A 20775-nucleotide genomic window follows, 5' to 3' on the forward strand; every position below is an offset into this window, starting at 1 on the left:
GTGGCGCTGTGCGGTGGCAGCAACCTGCCCACCGCTCTGTCTTTGAATGCTTGTCCGTATCGTGCCAACTGGCTTCTCGCTCTTCGCCCCCGGGGTGAAACACACGGCAGCGGGCCGGCGCCTGAAGGCACCTGCAAGGCTGTGCATTTGTGGACGATGCGCTGCGCGCACCGGCCCGCTTGCCGTGGACAACGCTTCGCGTTGCCCACCACGCAGACCTTCGACCACAACTACACAGCCTCCTACTACCTTCATGAACTCCGAACACCGGAGTCCTATCGAGGCGACAACTATTCTGACGCGGGGGGCCCCCGTCCCGGTCCATCGGCCCCCTGGGTGCCATCACCCTGCCCCGCGCCGTGGAACCTGCACCCGGCAGCGATGCCGACTGTTCCGACCGGGCCATCGACGAGCAGCGCATTCGCTATTTCTGGGACCATGCCGTGGAGGGGCCGGCCTCCGACTTCCAGCGCGACTTCGACCTGGCCGACTGCACCGCCTCGCCCCGGCTGCACCTGCGCAAGGGGGGGCATGGCGTGCTGCACCTGCATGACGCCACGGGGTGGGGGGTCCTGGAATGGAAAGGCGCCACGCGCTATTTCCGCTGCGCACCATGCGAAGGCATCCTGGCTCCAGGCTTCGTCGGAGGGACGGCGAAGTGACGCAGCGGCATGCTGTCCACCTGCTGCTCGCGCTTCTTGCTGTCTCCCGGATAGCGCCATCAGCGGCCAGCCCTGCGGCAACGGCGCCGGGCGCTACGGCCACGGCGCAGACGCCGCTGCAGCGCATCGACATCCTCGGCTCCCATGCCCGCGGAACCCAAGGCAGCGATGCCGACTGCTCCGACATGAAGATCGACGCCGCACGGGTACGCCATTTCTGGAACCACGCCATCGAGGGCACGGCGGAGGAATACCGGCGGGGCATCGACCTGGCGGACTGCGAAGCCTCGGCAGAAGTGCATTTCCGTCAGGGTGGCAAGGGAACACTGTCCCTGGATGCGGCCACCGGCTGGGGCGCCCTGCAACAGCGGGGCACCACACGCTACTTCTACTGCGACGTATGCGAAGGCATCCTGGGCCGGAATTTCCGCCCCGATGCACCCCGATAGCGCGCGGAGCGCACCCACTGCCGCGAAAGGCGCTTCCGCGGACTCGGAAAAGCGCATGCCGCTTCGCGTCGAATGCCCACCGGCCCTGCCTTCCACTCTCCAATGGGGCACCATGAATCTGCGTACTTCTTCCTGGATGCTGGGAGGCGCCGCCCTGTTGCTGCTCGCGGCGGGACTGGGCTTTCTGCAGTCGGGCACGGCCGAGGAATCCTCCGGCGCCCGCGAGGCGGCCGAGGCCGCCCCGGCGTCCCGCCCCCTGTCCGCGGACCTGCTCCGGGAATACAACCGGGCCGGCCGCCTGGATGGGTTCGTCCGCCAGGCGCTTTCGCATCCTGAGGCGGGAGGCGTGTTCTATGCCGTGCAGGCGCTGCGCCGGTGCCACGGCATCGCGGGCGCCGAGGCAGCTACAGCAGGCGCGGCCTCCGGCGAGGCCCGCGCGGCAGCGGAGACCCTGCGCCAACGGTGCGCGGGCCTGTCGGCAGAGGACACGGGGGACCGGCGCATCGCCCGGCTCGCCGCGGACGGGCTGCGCCGCAAGGACCCCTTGCTGGCCCTGGCCCTGCGCGCGGGCAAATCCGCCTACCAGGCCCCGGAGCGGCGCCAATCCCTGCTGTTCGACCTGCTGGCAGCCGGCGACCCGCTGCTCGTGCAGGACGTCGCCACGCGCCTCGCGGTCCGCGCCGACGCCGGCACGGGCACGCGCGGCTACCGGTTCGAGGGCGTCTTCCATCCCCAGTCGCAGGACGACGGCATGGAGCTCGCCTTCTACCTTCTGCCCTGCGGGCTGGGACTGGACTGCACGCAGGCCGCCGACTGGGACCTGCTGGCCCGCTGCGCCAACGGATTCGAATGCGCCGCCAGCCGCCAGGACTATGTGCAGGCCGTGCTGCGCGACCGTCCTGGCGCCTACGAACGCACGATGGCGCTGTACCGGCGCATGCTCGACGCGATCCGCACCGGGCGCATCGACGCCTTCGCCTGAGGCGCGGGCGCGGCTTCGCATGTCCGCGGAGTCGTTCGGGCAGCGCATCCCGCGCGCTCCGGGCCACTGCGAGAGTGCAATTCCCCACATTGCAAGGAACTGCATCCATAGCTATTTCACCGATCTCCTCCTCGCGGCTCCAGGGCGTCCAGGCGCCTGGCGCGCAGGACACCGCCGGCGCGCAGACCCTGCTCGCGCAGGTGCTGATGGCACTGCTCGAAGGCCTGTTCCAGAAGCTGTCCAAGCATCGCCAGGCGCCCTCTCCGCAATCCTCCGAGCAGGGCGGCGGCCCGGCCTCCGGCGAAGGCAACCGCAGCGGCGGTGGCAGCGGCAGCCCGTCCGGCGCCGCGCCATCGGCAGCCCCGGCACCGGCCGCCGCTCCCGCCTCCGGCGCCAAGCCCGCGGCCTCCGGCCCCGGCGCCACGCAACCCGCGGCGACCGGCGACCTCGGATCGAAGAGCGTGGACGAGGCCCAGGGCAAGGTCCAGCCGAAATTCCTGCCGGTGCTGCGCGGCGACGAGCAGCAACAGGACGCCAAGGTCCGGACGCAGGCCGACTTCGGCCGTGCGGTGGACGAGACCGCCAAGGAATACGGCCTGGACCCCAGCGTCTTCCGCGCCCAGCTCCAGTCGGAGTCCGGCGCCTTCACCCAGGGCTTCCGCAAGGCGATGCAGCACGAGGGCGACCTCGACCGCGCCGGCGACAACAACACCTCGATCGGCCTGGGCCAGATCTCCCGCAAGTTCATGGATGGCCGCGACTGGTCCGCCGACGGCCCCGGCAACAGCCGCGTCGGCGGCCAGAAGGTGCCTTCCGAGCAATACGAGAAGAGCGTGACCGTGCAACTGCGGATGGCGGCGTCCAACATGGCGCAGCGCATCGCGGACCACGGCGGCCTGAAGCAGGGCCTGTCCTACTACGTCTCGGGCGATGCCAACCCCGCCAACCCCAAGGCGCAGGAATACCTCCAGCACATCAACGAGGCGCTGCGCAACCCCGAGGTGATGAACCCGGGCCGCTGAACCCTAGTCGCCGCGCGCCAGCACGGGCGCGATCGCACGGCCCGTGTGCGTGCCCAGGCGCACCACCTCCTCGGGCGTGGCGGCCGCCACGATGCGGCCGCCGTCCCTGCCGCCCTCGGGACCCAGGTCGATGATCCAGTCGGCCTCGGCGATCACGTCGAGGTCGTGCTCGATCACCACCACGCTGTGGCCGCCATCGACCAGGCGATGCAGCACGCGGATGAGCTTGTGGACGTCGGCCATGTGCAGGCCCACGGTGGGTTCGTCCAGCACATAGAGGGTGTGCGGCGCCTTCTGACCGCGCCGCCCGACCTCGTCGCGCACCTTGGTGAGTTCGGTCACCAGCTTGATGCGCTGCGCCTCGCCCCCCGACAGCGTGGGGCTGGGCTGGCCCAGCGTGAGGTAGCCCAGGCCCACGTCCTTCAGCAGTTGCAGCGGATGCGCGATGCTGGGCATGCTGGCGAAGAATTCCACGGCCTCGTCCACCTCCATCTGCAGCACGTCGCCGATGCTCTTGCCGCGCCAGGTCACGGCCAGCGTCTCGGGGTTGAAGCGCGCGCCGTGGCAGGCCTCGCAGGGCACCTTCACGTCGGGCAGGAAACTCATGGCGATGGTGCGGATGCCCTGGCCTTCGCAGACCGGGCAGCGGCCCTCGCCCGTGTTGAAGGAAAAGCGCCCGGCCGCATAGCCGCGGGCCTTGGCCTCCAGCGTCTCTGCGAAGAGCTTGCGGATGGTGTCCCAGAAACCGATGTAGGTGGCCGGGCAACTGCGCGGCGTCTTGCCGATGGGCGTCTGGTCCACCTCCAGCACGCGGTCGATGGTTTCGAAGCCCGCCAGGCCCGTGCAGCCAGCCAGCGGCGGCGCCTTGCCCGCGTCCATGGCGTCACGCCCGGCCTTGGTGGAGCGCTGCTGCACCCAGGCCTGCACGTTGGCCAGCAGCACGTCGCGTGCCAGCGTCGATTTGCCCGATCCGCTCACGCCCGTGACGGCCACGAGGCGATGCAGCGGCACGCTGGCCGTCACGTTTTGCAGGTTGTGCAGGCTGGCCCCGTGCACCGTCAACCAGCGGATGGCGGCGCGCCCCCTCGCATCCTCCAGCGCATCGGCCTGCAGGGCCGCGACCTGCGCGGCCCGCTTCCTGGCCGCGGCGCTCTGGCGGCCCGCAGGTGCATCGACGGGCTGGGCCAGCGCAACGGTTCCGGCGTCCACCTCGGAGGGCTGCATGCTGCGCCGCGCCTGCAGCGGATGGCGCATGGCATGCAGCAGGTAGCGGCCGGTCTGCGAATCCTCCGCGGCGGCGATGTCGTCCACCGTGCCCTGGGCCACCAGCCGCCCGCCGCGCTTGCCAGCGCTGGGGCCGATGTCGATGATGTGATCGGCACGGCGGATGGTGTCCTCGTCGTGCTCCACCACCACCAGGGTATTGCCCTTGTCGCCCAGCTTGTGCAGGGCGTTCAGCAGGATCTGGTTGTCGCGCGCATGCAGGCCGATGGTGGGCTCGTCCAGCACGTAGCACACGCCCTGCAGGTTGCTGCCCAGTTGCGCGGCCAGGCGGATGCGCTGCGCCTCGCCGCCCGAGAGCGTGGGCGCCCCCCGGTCCAGCGTGAGGTAGGACAGGCCCACCTCTTCCAGGAACTCGAGCCGGCTCCGGATCTCCGGCACCAGGTCGCGGGCGATCTCGGCCTCGCGGCCCGAAAGCTGCAGGCCGTCGATCCACTGCCGCACCTCGGCCACCGAGAGGCGCGCCACTTCGGTCACCGGCGTGCCGGCGAACAGCACGGCCCGCGCCACGGGGTTGAGGCGCGTGCCCTGGCAGGTGGGGCAGACGGTGTCGGCCACATCCTCGGCCTCGGGTTCGGCGAAGGTCTGCTCGCGGCCCCGGTCCTTGTCGTCCTGCACCGAATCGTCGAAGACCTTGCGCTGCTCCCGGGTGAGCTTCACGCCCGTGCCCACGCAGTCGGGGCACCAGCCGTGCTTGCTGTTGTACGAGAAAAGGCGCGGGTCCAGCTCGGCATAGCTCGTCGCGCACACCGGACAGGCGCGCTTGGTCGAGAACGCCTGCAGCGTGCCGATGCCGGCGGTAGGCTGCCCGGCGGCGATGGCGTCCTTCAGTCCGGCCAGGCCGCTCAGCACATGGACCACGCCCTTGCCCAGTTCCAGCGCGCGGGCCAGCGCGGCGCGCAATTCGGGCTCCTGCGCGGGCGCCACGTCCAGGCTGGCCACGGGCAACTCGATGGTGTGTTCCTTGAAGCGGTCGATGCGCGGAAAGCCCGTGGTCGGCAGGAAGTTGCCGTCCACCCGCAGGTGCGTGTAGCCGCGCGGTCGCGCCCAGTCGGCCAGTTCGGTATAGACCCCCTTGCGGTTCATCACCAGCGGTGCCAGCAGGCCGATGTGCTGGCCCTTGAAATGCGTGAGCAACTGCGCGGCGATGCTGTCCGCCGTCTGCGGCTGCACCGGGGCGCCGTCGTGGATGCAGTGCTGCACGCCCAGCTTCACGTACAGCAGGCGCAGGAAGTGCCAGACCTCGGTGGTCGTGCCCACCGTGCTCTTGCGGCCACCGCGCGACAGCCGCTGCTCGATCGCCACCGTGGGCGGAATGCCATAGACCGCATCCACCTCGGGCCGGCCGGCCGGCTGCACGATGCTGCGGGCATAGGCGTTGAGGGATTCCAGGTAGCGGCGCTGCCCCTCGTTGAACAGGATGTCGAAGGCCAGCGTCGATTTGCCCGAGCCCGACACGCCGGTCACCACATTGAACTTGCCGCGCGGAATGTCCACCGACAGGTTCTTCAGGTTGTGCTCCTTGGCGTTGACGATCTCGATGGCGTTCCTCGCCGCCCCGCCCTGCTTCGCCTGCGCGCCGCGCTGCTCCCTGCGCAGCGCCGCGGCTTTCTCATGCACCGAATGGCCGCCCTCGCCCAGCGCGAGTTCGTAATCGCGCAGCGCGGCGCCGGTGTGCGATGTCGGATGCCGGCGCACGTCCTCGGGCGTGCCCTCGGCCACCACCAGGCCGCCGCCGTCGCCGCCCTCGGGCCCCAGGTCGATCAGCCAGTCGCTGGCGCGGATCACGTCCAGGTTGTGCTCGATCACGATCAGCGAATGCCCGGCATCGAGCAGCTTGCGCAACGCGCGCATCAGCTTGGCGATGTCGTCGAAGTGCAGGCCCGTGGTGGGCTCGTCGAAGAGGAACAGCGTGCCCTTCTTCGCCAGCGGCTGCCGGCTGCTGCTGGCGCTCCTGGCGGCCTCGGCCAGGAAGCCCGCGAGCTTGAGCCGCTGCGCCTCGCCGCCCGATAGCGTGGGCACGGGCTGGCCGAGCTTCACGTATTCCAGCCCCACATCGACGATGGGCTGCAGCGCGCGGATCACGTCGCGGTCCTGGGCGAAGGCCTGGGCGGCCTCGCTCACGGTGAGTTCCAGTACGTCGGCCACGTTGACCGCGCGTCCGCCGCGCTCGATCGTCACTTCCAATATCTCCGGCCGGTAGCGCTTGCCGTCGCAATCGGGGCAGCGCAGATACACGTCGGAGAGGAACTGCATCTCGACGTGCTCGAAGCCCGAGCCGCCGCAGGTCGGGCAGCGCCCGTCGCCCGAGTTGAAGCTGAACTTGGCCGCGGTGTAGCCGCGCTGGCGCGACAGCGGCGCCACGGCGAAAAGCTCGCGGATGGCATCCCACGCACCGACATAGCTCACGGGGTTGGAGCGCGCCGTCTTGCCGATGGGCGACTGGTCCACGAACACCACATCGCCCAGTTGCTCGGCGCCCAGCAGCCGGTCGTGCATGCCGGGCGACTCGGTCGCCTTGCCGAAATGCCGCAGCAGCGCCGGCGCGAGCACGTCCTGGATCAGGGTCGATTTGCCCGAGCCCGACACGCCGGTGACGGTGACCAGCCGCTGCAGCGGGAACTCCACCGACACGTCCCGCAGGTTGTGTTCGCGCGCGCCTTCCAGGATCAGGCGCGGCGTGGACGCCGCCACCATGCGCTTCACGCCCGCGCCGATCTGCCGGCGCCCGCCCAGGTACACGCCCGTCAGCGTATCGGCGCGGCGCAGGTCGGCCGTGGTGCCGTCGAACACGATCTGCCCGCCGCGCTCGCCCGGACCCGGTCCCATGTCGATCATGCGGTCGGCCGCCAGCATCACGGCCGGGTCGTGTTCCACCACCACCAGCGTATTGCCCGCATCGCGCAGGCGCAGCATCGCCTCGGTGATGCGGTGCATGTCGCGCGGGTGCAGGCCGATGCTGGGCTCGTCCAGCACGAACAGTGTGTTCACCAGCGAGGTGCCCAGCGCCGTGGTCAGGTTGATGCGCTGCACCTCGCCGCCCGAGAGCGTGCGGCTCTGCCGGTCCAGCGTGAGGTAGCCGATGCCCACGTCGCACAGGTACTTCAGGCGCGTGGTGATTTCCTCGTGCAGCAGCTTCAGGGCCTGCGCATCGCCCCCCGCGCCGGCATCGCCTTCCGGCAGCGCCATGCGCGCGAAGAAGCGGCGCAGCCGCTCGATGGGCAGCAGCATCAGGTCGTGCAGGGTGAGGCCGGGCAGCGCCTCGAGCTGGGCACGGTTCCATGCCACGCCCTGCGGCATGAAGCGCCGGGACGGCTCGAGCACGGCGTCGGCGTCGTCCTTGCTGCCCACCCGCCACAGCAGGCTTTCGGTCTTCAGGCGCGCGCCGCCGCAGGTCGGGCACGGCGTATAGCTGCGGTACTTGGACAGCAGCACCCGGATGTGCATCTTGTAGGCCTTGCTCTCCAGGTACTCGAAAAAGCGCCGGATGCCGTACCACTGCTTGTTCCAGTTGCCGTCCTTGTAGCCCGGCGTGCCATCGATCACCCAGCGCTTCTGCTCTTCCGTGAGCTTGTACCAGGGCGTGTCGCGCGGGATGCCCGCGGCCTCCGCATGGCGCATGAGGTCGTCCTGCGCTTCCTTCCAGGCCGGCGTCTGGATGGTCTTGATCGCACCGGCGCGCAGCGTCAGCCGGTCGTTGGGAATCACCAGCCCGTAGTCCACGCCGATCACGCGCCCGAAGCCGCGGCAGGCCTCGCAGGCGCCCACGGCGGAATTGAACGAGAACATGGACGGGATGGGCTCGGCATAGCGCAGGTCGCTGTCCGGGCAGTGCAGCCCGGTGGAGAACCGCCACAGCTCGGGTTCGCCGTCTTCCCGCAGGCGATAGACATTCAGCCGCCCGGCGCCGCGCTTGATCGCCACCTCGATGGCCTCGACCACGCGGGCGCGCTCGGCATTGCCGAGCCGGAACCGGTCGGCCACCACATCCAGCACCTTGCGGGGGCCGGTGGGCGTGCCGATTTCACGCTCGGCCTGCACCTTCGTGAACCCGCTCGCGGACAGCCACTGCTCCACCTGTTCGGCCGAGGTATCCGCCGGCAGCTCGACAGGAAACGTCAGCACCACGCGCGGATCGCCCGCCTCCGCGCAGCGGCGCTGCAGCTCGGCATAGATGGTGTCGGGCGTGTCGTGGCGCACCGGCTGCGCCGTCTGCCGGTCGAAGAGCCGGGCGGCGCGCGCGAACAGCAGCTTCAGGTGGTCGTTGATCTCCGTCATCGTGCCCACGGTCGAGCGGGACGAGCGCACGGGGTTGGTCTGGTCGATGGCGATGGCCGGCGGCACGCCCTCCACCTTGTCCACGGCCGGCTTGTCCATCCGGTCGAGGAACTGGCGCGCATACGCGCTGAAGGTTTCCACATAGCGGCGCTGGCCTTCCGCATAGAGCGTGTCGAACACCAGGCTGGATTTGCCCGAGCCGCTGGGCCCGGTCACCACGGTGAGTTCGCCCGTGCGGATGTCGAGATCCAGGTTCTTCAGATTGTGCTGGCGCGCGCCATGGATGCGGATCAGGCCCTGGGTCATCGGGAGGAGCTTTCGGAGGGGGACGCGGGCCATTCTAGGAAGGAGCATGGCCGGCCGGAGTCGGAGAGTGGCTTATCCATATGGGGCGGTTCCGGCCATTGACAACCGTGCCCGCGCGGCATCCCCTGGCCCAGGGTTGTCACCTCTTGTCACCACTGCGGCGTTCGGGCATCTTCCGCGGACGTTCTGCACCGCAGCAACGGCGTACCGCCGCCGGCGCCGGCCCCGCGCCCATCGGACCACCCCACGCCTTTCCTGGAGATTCCACCATCATGGCCCATTCCTGGCAGACCACCGGCGCCGCCCTGGCCCTCGCGGCCGCTTCCCTGTTCTCTCCGGCCGCCTGGAGCCAGTTGCAGGTGGGACAGACGGCCGGCTTCACCGGGCCCGTGTCCTCGGGCGTGCAGGAAACCACCGAGGGCGCGAAGCTCTACCTGGATGCGGTGAACGCGCGGGGCGGCGTGAATGGGCAGAAGATCGAGCTCATTTCGCTCGACGACAAGTTCGACCCCGCCCTGGCGCAGGCCAACGCGCGCAAGCTCATCGAGGAGCAGAACGTGCTCGCGATGTTCCTCACCCGCGGCACGCCCCACACGGAAGCCATCATCCCCCTGCTCGACAAATTCGACGTCCCCCTCGTGGCTCCCTCCACGGGTGCGATGGTGCTGCACCGCCCCGTGCGCCGACACGTATTCAACGTGCGAGCCCCCTACCAGCGCGAAGCCGAGAAGGCCATCACCCACCTGGCGTCGATGGGCATTTCCCGGATCGCGGTGGTCCTCACCGACGACAGCTTCGGCTCCGACGGGCTGGCGGGCGCGCTCAAGGGCTTCGAGGCCGCGAAGCTCAAGCCCGTGCTGGAGGAGCGCTTCGACCGGGCCAAGCCCGATTTCTCCGCCATCGCGCCCAAGCTGGCGCAGACGCAGGCCCAGGCCGTGCTCATGATCGCATCGGGGACCGCGGCGGTCGAAGGCTATGCGGCCTTCCGGGCGGCCGGCTCGGGTGCCCAGCTCGTCACCCTGTCCAACAACGCATCGTCCGGATTCGCCAGGAGCCTGGGCGCGAATGCGCGCGGCGTCATCGTCACGCAGGTGTTCCCGAACGAACGGGCCACGAACTATCCGCTCGTGCGCGAGGCGCACGACCTGGCGAAAGCGCACGGCAAGGAAGTGAGCCCCGCCATGCTCGAAGGCATAGCGGCGGCCAAGGTGCTGGTGGAGGGACTGCGCCGCGCGGGCGCCAAGCCCACGCGCGAACGCCTGCAGGCGGCACTGGAGGGCATCCAGAAATTCGACATCGGCGGCCTGGAGGTGAACTTCAGCCCCGAGGACCACACCGGCCTGGATTTCGCCGACCTGTCCATCATCGGCACCGACGGCAAGTTCCGCCGCTGAGCGGCGGCGGAAGTCCGGGCGGGCCCGCCCCGAGATGGCCACCCCGCACCCGGGGACCCGCATGGAAAAAGCCCGCTCCTGCAGCGGGCTTTTTCGTTTCCTGCCGCCACCGGAGTGGCCGCGGAGCCCGGCCGCAGGCTCAGCGGGAAGCCGCCTCGCTGGCCGGGGCCGCGGGAGCGGATGCGGGAGCGGTCGCAGGTTCGGGCGCATGGATGGCATCGGCGCCATGCTTTTCACCCCCCATGTCCACCTTGTCTCCCGCCTTCATGATGACGAAAAGCGAAAGCGCTGCGAACACGATGAAGCCGACGACGATCTTCCACATACCTGTCTCCTTCGATTCCAGTTGAACCGGTTGAAAAAAAGCCCCACAGCCCTTGTCGGGTTGTGAGGCCGTTGTGGCGGCAGCCAGGGCTGCCGCGACCCGCCACGATCAGAAGTTGTGGCGAACGCCCACAGCCACGGAGCTGAAGTCCGCGCCGGCCACGCCGGTGGCGTAGGAAGCGTTGCGGTCGTTGTTGACGCGGGTGTAGTAGCCGTACACCTTGGTGCGCTTGCTCAGGTTGTAGTTGTAGCCCAGGGTGTACTGGGTGGCGGCGCTGTCCGTCAGGTTCTTGTAGCTGTTGGCACGGCCCACGTTCAGGTGGAACTCCGAAGCGCCCATGATGTAGGCGCCGGACAGGCGGAAGTTGTCGCGCTTGCCGACTGCGGCGGCCGTGTCGGACATGGCGTCCCAGTCGTCGCTGCGCTGGTAGTAGGCGCCGACCATGAAGGGGCCGGTCGTGTAGAGGGCGCGCAGGGCGAACTGGTTGGAGTCGCCGAGCTTGGAATAGCCGGCGCCCAGGGCCAGGGCACCCAGGTTGTAGTTGGCGGCCAGGTCGTACAGGTTCTTGCCGCCGGAGGTCTGCTCGTGCATGCTCACCGCGCCTTCGACGGTCAGGCCGCCGAAGCTGGGGGTGCGGTAGGCCACCGAGTTGGAGTTCGTGAACTGGTTGCGCATCACGCTGGCGTAGAACGCGTCGGCGGACGAACCGGTGTCATGGTTGTGCAGGCTGACGTAGTCTGCCGTGGCGAAGTAGGACTCGGCGGTCCAGCGGCCCAGGCGGACCATACCGAAGCCGCCCGACAGGTTCACTTCGCTCTGGCGGGCGAAGAAGCCGCGGGAATCCGTCGTGCCCGTATCGGAATTGAAGCCGCTTTCCAGCTGGAAGCCGGCCTTCAGGCCACCGCCCAGATCTTCCACACCCTTGAAGCCAAAACGCGAAGCGTTGTTGAACAGGCCCGTCACCGTGGAATCGCCGATCTTCTGGCGCTCGACGGTGGTGTTCACGCGGCCATACAGCGTCACGCTGCTTTGCGCGAAGGCAGCGGTGCTGCCCAGAAGAGCCAGGGCGGCGAATGCCAGACGATGGGTGTTTTGCATTTGATTCCTCGGATACTTTGTTCGAAAAGTGGAAGTAGGCACCGCGCAGGGCTTGTGGCAACAGAATGCAAGTGCACCTACTGCGCAAATTCTAGGTGTAACAACTCGATTAACACGGTTGAAAGTCACGGTGATAACGAAGCTGACGCGTAATTGCCACAAACTGGCGTGTTTTCCCCACACTTGAAGACAGTCGGCGGTGTGATGTCAGGGTTTTCCCGACAACATGCCGCAGGCTGTTGCAGCGGCGTGCTGCAGGGTAGTGCGTACCGCTTTTCAGTCCATTCCATGCACCACACAAGGGAGAATTCATTGACGGTTCTTGTCCGGAGAGCGCTTTTCGAGGCCAAAGCCTCCTAAAAAGTCAAAAGCCCCACGCTTGCATAGAGGGCGTGAGGCTCCCGGATATGCGGCGGCGCGTATGGGCGCGCCGCTGAAGTGCGACGTTCAGAAGTTGTGGCGCACGCCCACTCCGACGCTGCGCGGATCTCCACCAAGAATCGGAGTGAAGCCTTCGACGGCGCTCAAACGACCGGCGCGATAGCCGTAAGTGGCTCCCGACTCGTTCTTGATGAGGGTGTAGGCCGCATACACCTTGGTGCGCTTGCTCAGGTGGTAGTTGTAACCGAGGATCAATTGCTGCGCGCTGGAGTCCGCCACATTGCTCCATTTGCCGGCCCAGATGTAGTTGGCCACCACCTCGGATGCACCGAAGGCGTACTGGGCCGCCAAGCCTGCCGAGTTGCGCGTCCCCAGAACCTCGTAATCGTTGCGCTGGTAATAGCCCGCCACCTGGATGGCGCCCACGGTGTAATGGCCGCGCAGGCCCGCATCCCAGTTGTCGCCCAGCTTGGCATAACCGGCGCCGAACGCCAGCGGACCGCGCTCCCAGTTGGCGGCCAGGTCGTAGACGTACTTGCTGCCCGCAGGCAGGCCGGAGGGAGCGATCTGTGCCACCTTCTCATGGGCGCTCACGCTGGCCTCGGCCCAGAAGCCGCCGAATTCGGGCGTGCGGTAGCCGATCTTGTTGGCATGGCCGAAGGCGACCGACTGGTACAGCCGGTTGGAGAAACTACCGGTGTCGTGGTTGGGCTGGTCCTGCACGCCGTAGTCCGCCACGGCGTAATACGACTCGGGAATCCAGTTGCCCAGGCGGATCTTGCCGAAACTCCCCGACAGATTCACCTCGCTCTGGCGGCCGAAGAAGGTTTGTGCGGCCTCGCCGGTGGAACTGTCGAAACCGCTTTCGAGCTGGAATCCGGCTTTCAGGCCGCCACCCAGATCCTCCACGCCCTTCAATCCGAAGCGGGAGGCGTTGTCGTTCACGCCGGTCCGGTGCATACCGAGCACGCTGCTGCGTTCGATGCTGGTGTTGATGCGGCCATACAGCGTCACGCTGCTTTGCGCGAAGGTGGCGGAACTGCCGAGAAGAGCGAGGGCGGCGAAAGAAACGAGACGCTGGGTCTGCATGGAAACGCCCTGAAATAGTTGTGAAGTGGACTGAGCCGACGGCATTACTGCAATGGCCGTTAAGCATACCGCGTCACCTGTGCACCCCAAGCGATCCATCCGGCATTCGCTGCCCAAAAAAGCGGGGGCGCGGCACCGCATGTGCCGCGCCCCCCCGCCCGGAGACGTCACCCGTCAGTCGTTGGCGTAGATGTCCACGTCCTTGGTCTCGCGGATGAACAGCGTGCCGATCACGGCCGTCACGCCCGCGATGATGATCGGGTACCAGAGGCCGTTGTACATGTTGCCCGTCTGCGCCACGATCGCGAACGACATGGTGGGCAGCAGGCCGCCGAACCAGCCGTTGCCGATGTGGTAGGGCAGGCTCATCGAGGTGTAGCGGATGCGGGTGGGGAACATCTCCACCAGCATCGCCGCGATGGGGCCGTACACCATGGTCACCAGCAGCACCAGGTACGTCAGGATGACGATCATCATCACCTTGTTCATCTTGGCGGGGTCGGCCTTGGAGGGATAGCCGTCGGCCTTGAGCGTCTCGGCCACGGCCTTCTTGAAGGCGGCATCCTTGGCCTTCGCCTCGTCGGCGGGCAGGCCGCGGGCGGAGTAGCTCGGAATGGTGGTCTGGCCGATCTTGATTACCGCGGGCGTGCCGGCCGGCGCGGCCTCGTTGTCGTAGCTCACCGAGCTGGCGGCCAGCACCTGCTTGGCGACGTCGCAGGAGCTGGTGAACTTGGCCGTGCCGGTCGGGTTGAACTGGAACGAACACTCGGCCGGGTCGGCCACGATCACCACCTTGTTCTTCGCCTGCGCGGCGGCCAGGTCGGGGTTGGCGGCTTCGGTCAGCGCCTTGAAGACGGGGAAATACGTCAGCACGGCCAGCACGCAGCCCAGCATGATGATGGGCTTGCGGCCGATACGGTCGGAAAGCGCGCCGAAGACGACGAAGAACGGCGTGCCGATCAGCAGGGCGGCGGCGATCATCAGGTTGGCGGTGACGGCATCCACCTTGAGCTGCTGCGTCAGGAAGAAGAGCGCGTAGAACTGGCCCGTGTACCAGACCACGGCCTGGCCGGCGGTCAGGCCGATCAGCGCCAGGATCACGATCTTCAGGTTCTTCCATTGGCCGAACGATTCGCGCAGAGGCGCCTTGGAGGTCTTGCCCTCGGCCTTCATCCGCTGGAAGGCGGGCGATTCCGACAGCGACAGCCGGATCCACAGCGAGATGCCCAGCAGCAGGATGGAGACGAGGAACGGGATGCGCCAGCCCCAGTCGGTGAAGGCTTCCTCGCCCATCACGGTGCGGGTGCCCAGGATGACCAGCAGCGACAGGAACAGGCCCATCGTGGCGGTGGTCTGGATCCAGGAGGTGTAGGCGCCGCGCTTGCCCTGCGGCGCGTGCTCGGCCACGTAGGTGGCGGCACCGCCGTACTCGCCGCCCAGGGCCAGGCCCTGCAGCATGCGCAGCACGATCAGGATGACCGGGGCGGCCACGCCGATGCTGGCATAGGTCGGCAGGACCCCCACGATGAAGGTGGACAGGCCCATGATCAGGATGGTGACCAGGAAGGTGTACTTGCGCCCGATCATGTCGCCCAGTCGCCCGAACACCAGCGCGCCGAACGGCCGCACGATGAACCCGGCGGCGAAGGCCAGCAGCGCGAAGATGAAGGCGGAGCCCGCATCCAGTCCGCTGAAGAACTGCTTGGCGATGATGGCGGCGAGCGAACCGTACAGGTAGAAGTCGTACCACTCGAAAACGGTACCCAGCGACGAGGCCAGGATGACTTTTCTTTCTTCCGGCGACATCGGCCGGGGAGCGACATTGGTAGCCATGGTGCTTGTCTCCATGAGGTGGTCGGTGCGACTGCCCGCGCGTCCCCTCCAGGGCGCCGCGTGCAACCTGGGCCGCACTATCGAACCACCATCTGACCGAAGTCTGACAAGCACGGCACCTCCGGGGAAAACCCTTCCCCGGGACAAACCCGCATGCAGGGAAAGCAGGCGCTACTTCAACCCGGAAGGGAGCTCCGCCACCGCGTCCCAGCGCGGCCCCTCGAACCACGGGTCGCCTTCCAGGCGGGCGCGCAGCATGGGCAGGCTGTCCAGCCCCCAGAAGAGCTGGCCGTCCACCACGAAGGCGGGCACGCCGAACACGCCCTGCGCTGCGGCCGCGTCGGTGTTCGCGCGCAGCAGCGCCTTGGCACGCGCGCCCGGCTCCTCGCCCGGCGCTTCCGCGCGCCGCTGCGGCGCGAGCACCGCTGCCAGGTCCTCCAGCCGACCGGGGTCCAGCGCGTCGGCGCCGCCGAGCCATACGTGGCGCAGCACCGTGCCGGCCACGAAGCGGTTGACGGCCCCGTCCTCGCTGCAGGCCAGCGACTGGCGCAGCAGGGGCAGCGGATTGAAGGGATGCCGCGCCGGCATGTCCAGCCCGGTACCCAGCGCATGGCCGAGCCATTCGGCATGGCGGTAGGTCCAGGACCGCTTGGGCGCGATACCGGCCGGCCCGGGGTTGCCATGCTGCTGCAGCAGCGCGCCGAGCAGCACGGGCCGGTACTCGACCGAATGGCTCAGGCCCTCGAGCACCTGCGGCAGGCGCTCGAAGGCCAGCCACGCGTATGGCGAAACGAAGTCCAGGTAGAAGACGATGTGCTTCATGGCGAAGTCCTTTCCATGGCGATACCGGAAAGCGGCGCGGGAACCGCCAGACCCGCGCGGCGCAGCAGGGCCGACCAGACCGCGCGGCGCGCATCGGGGCTCGCGCCGGACCAGTCCCGGATGTCGTCCAGGGTGCGGAAACACCCTTCGCAATGGCTGCCGCTGGCGCTCATGCGGCACACGCCGATGCAGGGCGAGGGAGGCGCCTGCGTGCTGCCGGGCACGAAGCTGCCCTCGGCCGCGGCCTGTGCCGCGCGTTCCGCGAGCGCCTGGATGGGATTCATGCGGCGGGCGGCTGGACCACGTCCACGACCGGCGCACCGGTCAGCGCCTCCAGATCCTGCGGACGCAGCGGGAACACGCCGTGCGGATGGCCCGCGGCCGCCCAGATCTCGTCGAAGCGGAACAGCTCGCGGTCGATCAGCGTGACCGGCGGCGTGGCATGGGCCACGGGCGAGACGCCGCCGATCGAAAAGCCGGTGCGCGCCTTCACGAAATCCGCGTCGGCGCGGCCCACCTTGCCTACGTGCGCTTCCACTTTCTTCTCATCCACCCGCCGGTCGCCCGAGGTGACCACCAGCACCGCCGCGTCGTCGCTCTTGCGGCGGAAGATGATGCTCTTGGCGATCTGGCCGACGGCGATGCCCAGGGCATCGGCGGCCTCCTGCGCGGTGCGCGCCGAGTTGTCCAGCATGCGAGGGCCCTGCGCATGGCCCTTGGCCTGCAGCGCGGCGGCCACGCGCTGTACGCCCTCGGGAAGGGATTGAAGTTCAGCACCGCACATGCTCAAGGCCTCCTGGAAAATCGTGGGATGGACGAAGTGCCGGATTGTGCCGCGCTCCGCCGTGCGGCGCATCAGCCGGCGCGCCTGTTCAGCAGGGCGGTGGCGGCGCGCGAATTCGGCTTGCGGCCGAGGAAGTCACTGATGTAGGCCCCGGCATCGACCAGCGCATCCAGGTCGATGCCCGTCTCGATGCCCATGCCGTGCAGCATGTACACCACGTCCTCGGTGGCCACGTTGCCCGTGGCCCCCTTCGCATAGGGACAGCCGCCCAGGCCGGCCACCGACGTGTCGAACTGCCAGATGCCCATCTCCAATGCGGCCAGGGTGTTGGCGAGCGCCTGCCCGTAGGTATCGTGGAAGTGCCCGGAAACGTCGTCCACGGCATAGTGCGCGAGCGTCGCCTCGATGGCACGCTGCACCTTGCGCGGGGTGCCCACGCCGATGGTGTCCGCCACGCCGATATGCTGCACGCCGATGCCCTTCATGAGCCCGGCCAGGTAACCCACGCGCTCCGGCGCCACTTCGCCCTCGTAGGGGCAGCCCACGGTGCAGCTCATGGCGCCGCGCACGTGGATGCCCGCGGCGCGCGCGGCCTCGACCACCGGGGCGAAGCGCTCGATGCTCTCGGCGATGCTGCAGTTGATGTTCTTCTGGCTGAACGCCTCGCTGGCGGAGCCGAACACAACGATCTCGTCGGGCCGGTCCAGCACGGCCGCCTCGTAGCCCTTCAGGTTGGGCGTCAGCACCGAATAGCGGACGCCCGGGAGCCGCTCGATGCCGGCCATCACCTCATGGTTGTCCGCCATCTGCGGCACCCATTTGGGAGAGACATAGCTCGTGACCTCGATCTCGGTCAGCCCGGCCGCCTGCAGCCGGTGCACGAGACCGATCTTGACGCTGGCCGGCACTGGGGATTTCTCGTTCTGCAGCCCGTCGCGCGGGCCGACGTCCACGATCTTGGCGCGGGTGGGAAGGGAAGACATGGAAAGTTCCTGAAAAGGTTCGTGGGAAGCGGCGGCCTCAATACCCTCGCGACGGATCGACCTCGCCGGACACGGAGGGTGCGCCCTGGCGCATCGCATCGATCTTGCGCGCGATCTGGGCGATGCTCTCCGCGCGCAGCGTGCGCGCCGAGGTGTGGGGCGTGACGGTGACGCGCGGATGGCCCCAGAACGGATGGTCCGCCGGCAGCGGCTCGGTGCGGAAGACGTCCAGCGTAGCGCCCGCGAGATGGCCGCTGTCCAGCAGGGGCAACAGGTCCTCCTCCACGAGGTGCGCTCCCCGCGCCACGTTGATCACGTAGCCTCCCGGCAGCAGGCGCGACAGCGTCTCGCGGCGCAGGATGCCGGTCGTATCAGGCGTGAGGGGCAGCAGGTTCACCAGCACCCGGCTCGCCGACAGGAAATCCTGCAGCCCGCCGGCCCCGTGGAAGGTGCGCACGCCGTCAAGGGCCTTGGGCGAGCGGCTCCAGCCCTGCACGGGGAACTCGAAATGCGCCAGGGCGCGCGCCACGCGCTCGCCCAGCACGCCCAGCCCCATGACGCCCACCGGGAAATCCTGGCGCAGCCGCGGCTTGCGGAAAGCCCAGCGGCCTTCGCGCTCCGCGGCCTCGTAGGCATCGAACTCACGGAAATGGCGGATGACGGCATGGCAGACGTATTCCGCCATCTGCACGGCCATGCCCGCGTCGTCGAGCCGCACGATGCGGCAGCCTTCGGGCACGCGCAGCTTCAGCAGCGCATCCACGCCCGCGCCGATGTTGAACAGCGCCCGCAGCCGCGGCTGCTCGTCGAGGAACTGCTGCGGCGGTGCCCACACCACCGCGTAATCGGCCTGGGGCGCGCCGGGCTCCCAGACCGTGATGCGGGCATCGGGCAGGGCCGAGCGCAGGCCTTCCAGCCAGGGCGCGGGCGGTATATCGGTACAGCAAAAGAGGATGTCGGTCATTCCCAGGAGCCTATCGCAGAGGGCATGGTCCGCGCTGTCACGCAGGCTTTCCGCGCCGTCATGCCGCCGCAGCCAGGCGCAGCAGTTCGGCCCCTTCGGTCACCTGGTCCCCGGGCGCATAGAGCAGCTCTTCCACGGTGCCGTCGGCGGGCGCGGCGATCGTGTGCTCCATCTTCATCGCCTCCATGACGGCCAGCGCCTGGCCCCTGGCCACGCGGTCGCCCGCGCGCACGGCGAAGGACACCACCTTGCCGGGCATCGGGGCGGTGAGACGGCCGCCTTCGGCCTGCGCCTCGCCCGCGTGGGCCAGCCGGTCGATGGCCGTGAGCTGCGCCGCGCCCCGCGGCATGAATACGTGGCGTGCCTCCCCGCGGGCATGCACCGTGGCCCGCGTGCGCTCGCCGGCGAAGGACAGGTCGATGGCCCCGCCCTCCCCCCCCGTGCCGCCAGCGCGCCCGAAGACGAGCGGCCCCTCGGCCAGCATGGCGCCGCCGGCTTCCACCCGGAGCAGGGGCGCCTCGCCGGGCCGGTAGGTGAGCGTCGCGAAGGCCGGCTGTCCGGCGCACTCCACCTCGAAACGCCGGTGGCTGCCGCCCCATCCCTGCCAGCCGTCACGGCGCCCGAACGGGTCGCCCGGCTGTTCGGCAGCCTGCTCGGCCAGCAGCGCATGGGCCACGGTCGCGGCCAGGGCCAGCGGAAGCGGCACCGGCGACTGGTGGAAAAGCACCGCCTGCTCGCGCTGGATGAGCGCGGTGTCCAGGCGCGCCTTCGCGAAGGATTCTGTGCGCAGCACATGCCGCAGGAACTGCACGTTCGTCGCCAGCCCCACGATGTGCATGCGCGACAGCGCCTCGTCCAGCCGCGCCAGCGCCTGCTCGCGCGTGTCGCCGTGCACGATGAGCTTGGCGATCATCGAGTCGTAGAACGGACTGATCGCATCGCCCTCGCGCACCCCGGCGTCGATGCGCACCGCGCCGCGCTCGAAATGCGTGCAGGGGCCGTGGCGATAGACAGCCAGCCGGCCCGTGGCGGGCAGGAACTGGTTGTCCGGGTTCTCCGCGCAGATGCGCGCTTCGATCGCATGGCCCGAAATGCGCAACTGATCCTGTGCCAGCGGCAGCGGCTCGCCCGCGGCCACCCGCAGTTGCCACTCCACGAGATCCTGCCCGGTGATCGCCTCCGTCACCGGGTGCTCCACCTGCAGGCGCGTGTTCATTTCCATGAAGAAGAAATCCATCGCGCCGCCCTCGCGCTGCTCGACGATGAACTCCACCGTGCCGGCGCCCACGTAGCCCACGGCCCGCGCGGCGGCGACCGCCGCCTGGCCCATGCGCACCCGCATTTCCTCGGCCATGCCCGGCGCGGGCGCCTCTTCCAGCACCTTCTGGTGGCGGCGCTGCACGGAGCAGTCGCGCTCGAAAAGATAAACGCACCCGCCGTGCGTGTCGCCGAACACCTGGATCTCGATATGGCGCGGGCGCTGCACATACTTCTCGATCAGCACCGCGTCGTCGCCGAAGCTGTTGATCGCCTCGCGCTTGCATGACTCCAGCGCCGCCGCGAAATCGGCGGCCTTCTCGACCGCCCGCATGCCCTTGCCGCCGCCCCCTGCGCTGGCCTTGATGAGCACCGGGTAGCCGATGCGGTCGGCCTCGCGCTGCAGCAGCGCCGGATCCTGGTCGGCGCCGTGGTAGCCCGGCACCAGCGGCACGCCGGCCTTTTCCATCAGTTGCTTGGATTCGGCCTTGAGCCCCATTGCCTGGATGGCGGATGGTGGCGGGCCGATGAAGACGAGCCCGGCATCCTGGCAGGCCTGCGCGAACTCCTCGTTCTCCGACAGGAACCCGTAGCCCGGATGGATGGCCTGCGCCCCCGTGCTGCGCGCCGCCTCGAGGATGCGCTCCCAGCGCAGGTAGCTCTCCTGCGGGGCGCTGCCGCCGATGTGCACCGCCTCGTCGCAGGCGGCCACGTGCCGGGCCGAGGCGTCGGCATCGGAATACACGGCCACGGTCTTCACGCCCAGGCGGCGCGCCGTAGCGGCCACGCGGCAGGCTATTTCTCCGCGGTTGGCGATGAGAATCTTGTCAAACATGGGTGGCCTCCGCGGAGAAATCGCCTGCGC

16 protein-coding genes are annotated in these 20775 nt (G+C 68.7%); 5 read left to right on the forward strand and 11 right to left on the reverse strand.

All coding sequences use genetic code 11. From position 1 onward, the window contains the following. Positions 1-359 precede the first annotated feature (359 nt). The 4 genes from BLR99_RS21115 (at position 360) to BLR99_RS21130 (ending at position 3115) form a co-directional block, all read left to right on the forward strand. On the forward strand, positions 360-662 hold the full coding sequence (locus tag BLR99_RS21115; protein ID WP_233427249.1) for a hypothetical protein: 303 nt from the start codon (positions 360-362) through the stop codon (positions 660-662). Further along, complete coding sequence (locus BLR99_RS23585) at positions 659-1111, forward strand: hypothetical protein (RefSeq protein ID WP_011797351.1); 453 nt, start codon at positions 659-661, stop codon at positions 1109-1111. The genes BLR99_RS21115 and BLR99_RS23585 overlap by 4 nt, the downstream gene beginning before the upstream one ends. Before the next feature lie 112 nt (positions 1112-1223). After that, positions 1224-2093: a hypothetical protein gene (locus BLR99_RS21125; protein ID WP_011797352.1), complete on the forward strand. Its 870-nt coding sequence runs from the start codon at positions 1224-1226 to the stop codon at positions 2091-2093. An 89-nt stretch (positions 2094-2182) separates the two neighbouring features. Next, complete coding sequence (locus BLR99_RS21130; RefSeq protein WP_228193945.1) at positions 2183-3115, forward strand: FmdB family transcriptional regulator; 933 nt, start codon at positions 2183-2185, stop codon at positions 3113-3115. A 3-nt stretch (positions 3116-3118) separates the two neighbouring features. Here the strand turns inward: BLR99_RS21130 and uvrA are convergent, their stop codons facing one another. Continuing rightward, positions 3119-8980 carry an excinuclease ABC subunit UvrA gene (gene uvrA, locus BLR99_RS21135; protein ID WP_048857761.1) on the reverse strand — a complete coding sequence of 1954 codons (5862 nt, stop codon included), beginning with the start codon at positions 8978-8980 and terminating at the stop codon, positions 3119-3121. 272 nt (positions 8981-9252) lie between these two features. Between uvrA and BLR99_RS21140 the strand changes: the two genes are divergently transcribed. After that, positions 9253-10374, forward strand: coding sequence for an ABC transporter substrate-binding protein (locus BLR99_RS21140; RefSeq protein ID WP_011797355.1), 1122 nt, complete (start codon positions 9253-9255; stop codon positions 10372-10374). 139 nt (positions 10375-10513) lie between these two features. On the opposite strand, the gene BLR99_RS21145 is transcribed toward BLR99_RS21140, so the two are convergent. The 10 genes from BLR99_RS21145 to BLR99_RS21190 form a co-directional block, all read right to left on the reverse strand. Further along, the gene (locus BLR99_RS21145) at positions 10514-10699 is read right to left on the reverse strand and encodes a hypothetical protein (RefSeq protein WP_017438279.1); all 186 of its coding nucleotides are present in this window, start codon (positions 10697-10699) and stop codon (positions 10514-10516) included. 108 nt (positions 10700-10807) lie between these two features. After that, positions 10808-11797 (reverse strand): porin, encoded by a 990-nt coding sequence (locus BLR99_RS21150; protein WP_017438278.1) that lies wholly within the window; start codon positions 11795-11797, stop codon positions 10808-10810. A 447-nt stretch (positions 11798-12244) separates the two neighbouring features. Beyond that, the gene (locus BLR99_RS21155; RefSeq protein ID WP_017438277.1) at positions 12245-13267 is read right to left on the reverse strand and encodes a porin; all 1023 of its coding nucleotides are present in this window, start codon (positions 13265-13267) and stop codon (positions 12245-12247) included. A 174-nt stretch (positions 13268-13441) separates the two neighbouring features. Further along, positions 13442-15100: an MFS transporter gene (locus BLR99_RS21160; RefSeq protein ID WP_011797358.1), complete on the reverse strand. Its 1659-nt coding sequence runs from the start codon at positions 15098-15100 to the stop codon at positions 13442-13444. 171 nt (positions 15101-15271) lie between these two features. Continuing rightward, positions 15272-15922, reverse strand: coding sequence for a 2-hydroxychromene-2-carboxylate isomerase (locus BLR99_RS21165; protein WP_011797359.1), 651 nt, complete (start codon positions 15920-15922; stop codon positions 15272-15274). Further along, on the reverse strand, positions 15919-16206 hold the full coding sequence (locus BLR99_RS21170) for a DUF1289 domain-containing protein (RefSeq protein ID WP_011797360.1): 288 nt from the start codon (positions 16204-16206) through the stop codon (positions 15919-15921). The genes BLR99_RS21165 and BLR99_RS21170 overlap by 4 nt, the downstream gene beginning before the upstream one ends. Next, positions 16203-16706, reverse strand: coding sequence for a YbaK/EbsC family protein (locus tag BLR99_RS21175; protein WP_011797361.1), 504 nt, complete (start codon positions 16704-16706; stop codon positions 16203-16205). Before BLR99_RS21175 ends, BLR99_RS21170 begins: the two co-directional genes overlap by 4 nt. A gap of 71 nt (positions 16707-16777) precedes the next feature. After that, positions 16778-17689, reverse strand: coding sequence for a hydroxymethylglutaryl-CoA lyase (locus tag BLR99_RS21180; protein ID WP_011797362.1), 912 nt, complete (start codon positions 17687-17689; stop codon positions 16778-16780). 37 nt (positions 17690-17726) lie between these two features. Continuing rightward, on the reverse strand, positions 17727-18653 hold the full coding sequence (locus tag BLR99_RS21185) for a 2-hydroxyacid dehydrogenase (protein ID WP_017439310.1): 927 nt from the start codon (positions 18651-18653) through the stop codon (positions 17727-17729). A gap of 58 nt (positions 18654-18711) precedes the next feature. Then, positions 18712-20745, reverse strand: a complete 2034-nt coding sequence (locus BLR99_RS21190; RefSeq protein ID WP_048857762.1) for an acetyl/propionyl/methylcrotonyl-CoA carboxylase subunit alpha — start codon at positions 20743-20745, stop codon at positions 18712-18714. Between the last annotated feature and the right edge of the window lie 30 nt (positions 20746-20775).

The sequence above is a fragment of the Paracidovorax citrulli genome, from assembly GCF_900100305.1.
Taxonomy (GTDB): domain Bacteria; phylum Pseudomonadota; class Gammaproteobacteria; order Burkholderiales; family Burkholderiaceae_C; genus Paracidovorax; species Paracidovorax citrulli.

Excerpts from the sequence above, each read along its gene's own strand:
- BLR99_RS21125 (WP_011797352.1), top strand. The coding sequence starts at position 1,224 with ATGAATCTGCGTACTTCTTCCTGGATGCTGGGAGGCGCCGCCCTGTTG.
- uvrA (WP_048857761.1), bottom strand. The coding sequence starts at position 8,980 with ATGACCCAGGGCCTGATCCGCATCCATGGCGCGCGCCAGCACAATCTG.
- BLR99_RS21140 (WP_011797355.1), top strand. The coding sequence starts at position 9,253 with ATGGCCCATTCCTGGCAGACCACCGGCGCCGCCCTGGCCCTCGCGGCC.
- BLR99_RS21145 (WP_017438279.1), bottom strand. The coding sequence starts at position 10,699 with ATGTGGAAGATCGTCGTCGGCTTCATCGTGTTCGCAGCGCTTTCGCTT.
- BLR99_RS21150 (WP_017438278.1), bottom strand. The coding sequence starts at position 11,797 with ATGCAAAACACCCATCGTCTGGCATTCGCCGCCCTGGCTCTTCTGGGC.
- BLR99_RS21155 (WP_017438277.1), bottom strand. The coding sequence starts at position 13,267 with ATGCAGACCCAGCGTCTCGTTTCTTTCGCCGCCCTCGCTCTTCTCGGC.
- BLR99_RS21160 (WP_011797358.1), bottom strand. The coding sequence starts at position 15,100 with ATGGCTACCAATGTCGCTCCCCGGCCGATGTCGCCGGAAGAAAGAAAA.
- BLR99_RS21165 (WP_011797359.1), bottom strand. The coding sequence starts at position 15,922 with ATGAAGCACATCGTCTTCTACCTGGACTTCGTTTCGCCATACGCGTGG.
- BLR99_RS21170 (WP_011797360.1), bottom strand. The coding sequence starts at position 16,206 with ATGAATCCCATCCAGGCGCTCGCGGAACGCGCGGCACAGGCCGCGGCC.
- BLR99_RS21175 (WP_011797361.1), bottom strand. The coding sequence starts at position 16,706 with ATGTGCGGTGCTGAACTTCAATCCCTTCCCGAGGGCGTACAGCGCGTG.
- BLR99_RS21180 (WP_011797362.1), bottom strand. The coding sequence starts at position 17,689 with ATGTCTTCCCTTCCCACCCGCGCCAAGATCGTGGACGTCGGCCCGCGC.
- BLR99_RS21185 (WP_017439310.1), bottom strand. The coding sequence starts at position 18,653 with ATGACCGACATCCTCTTTTGCTGTACCGATATACCGCCCGCGCCCTGG.
- BLR99_RS21190 (WP_048857762.1), bottom strand. The coding sequence starts at position 20,745 with ATGTTTGACAAGATTCTCATCGCCAACCGCGGAGAAATAGCCTGCCGC.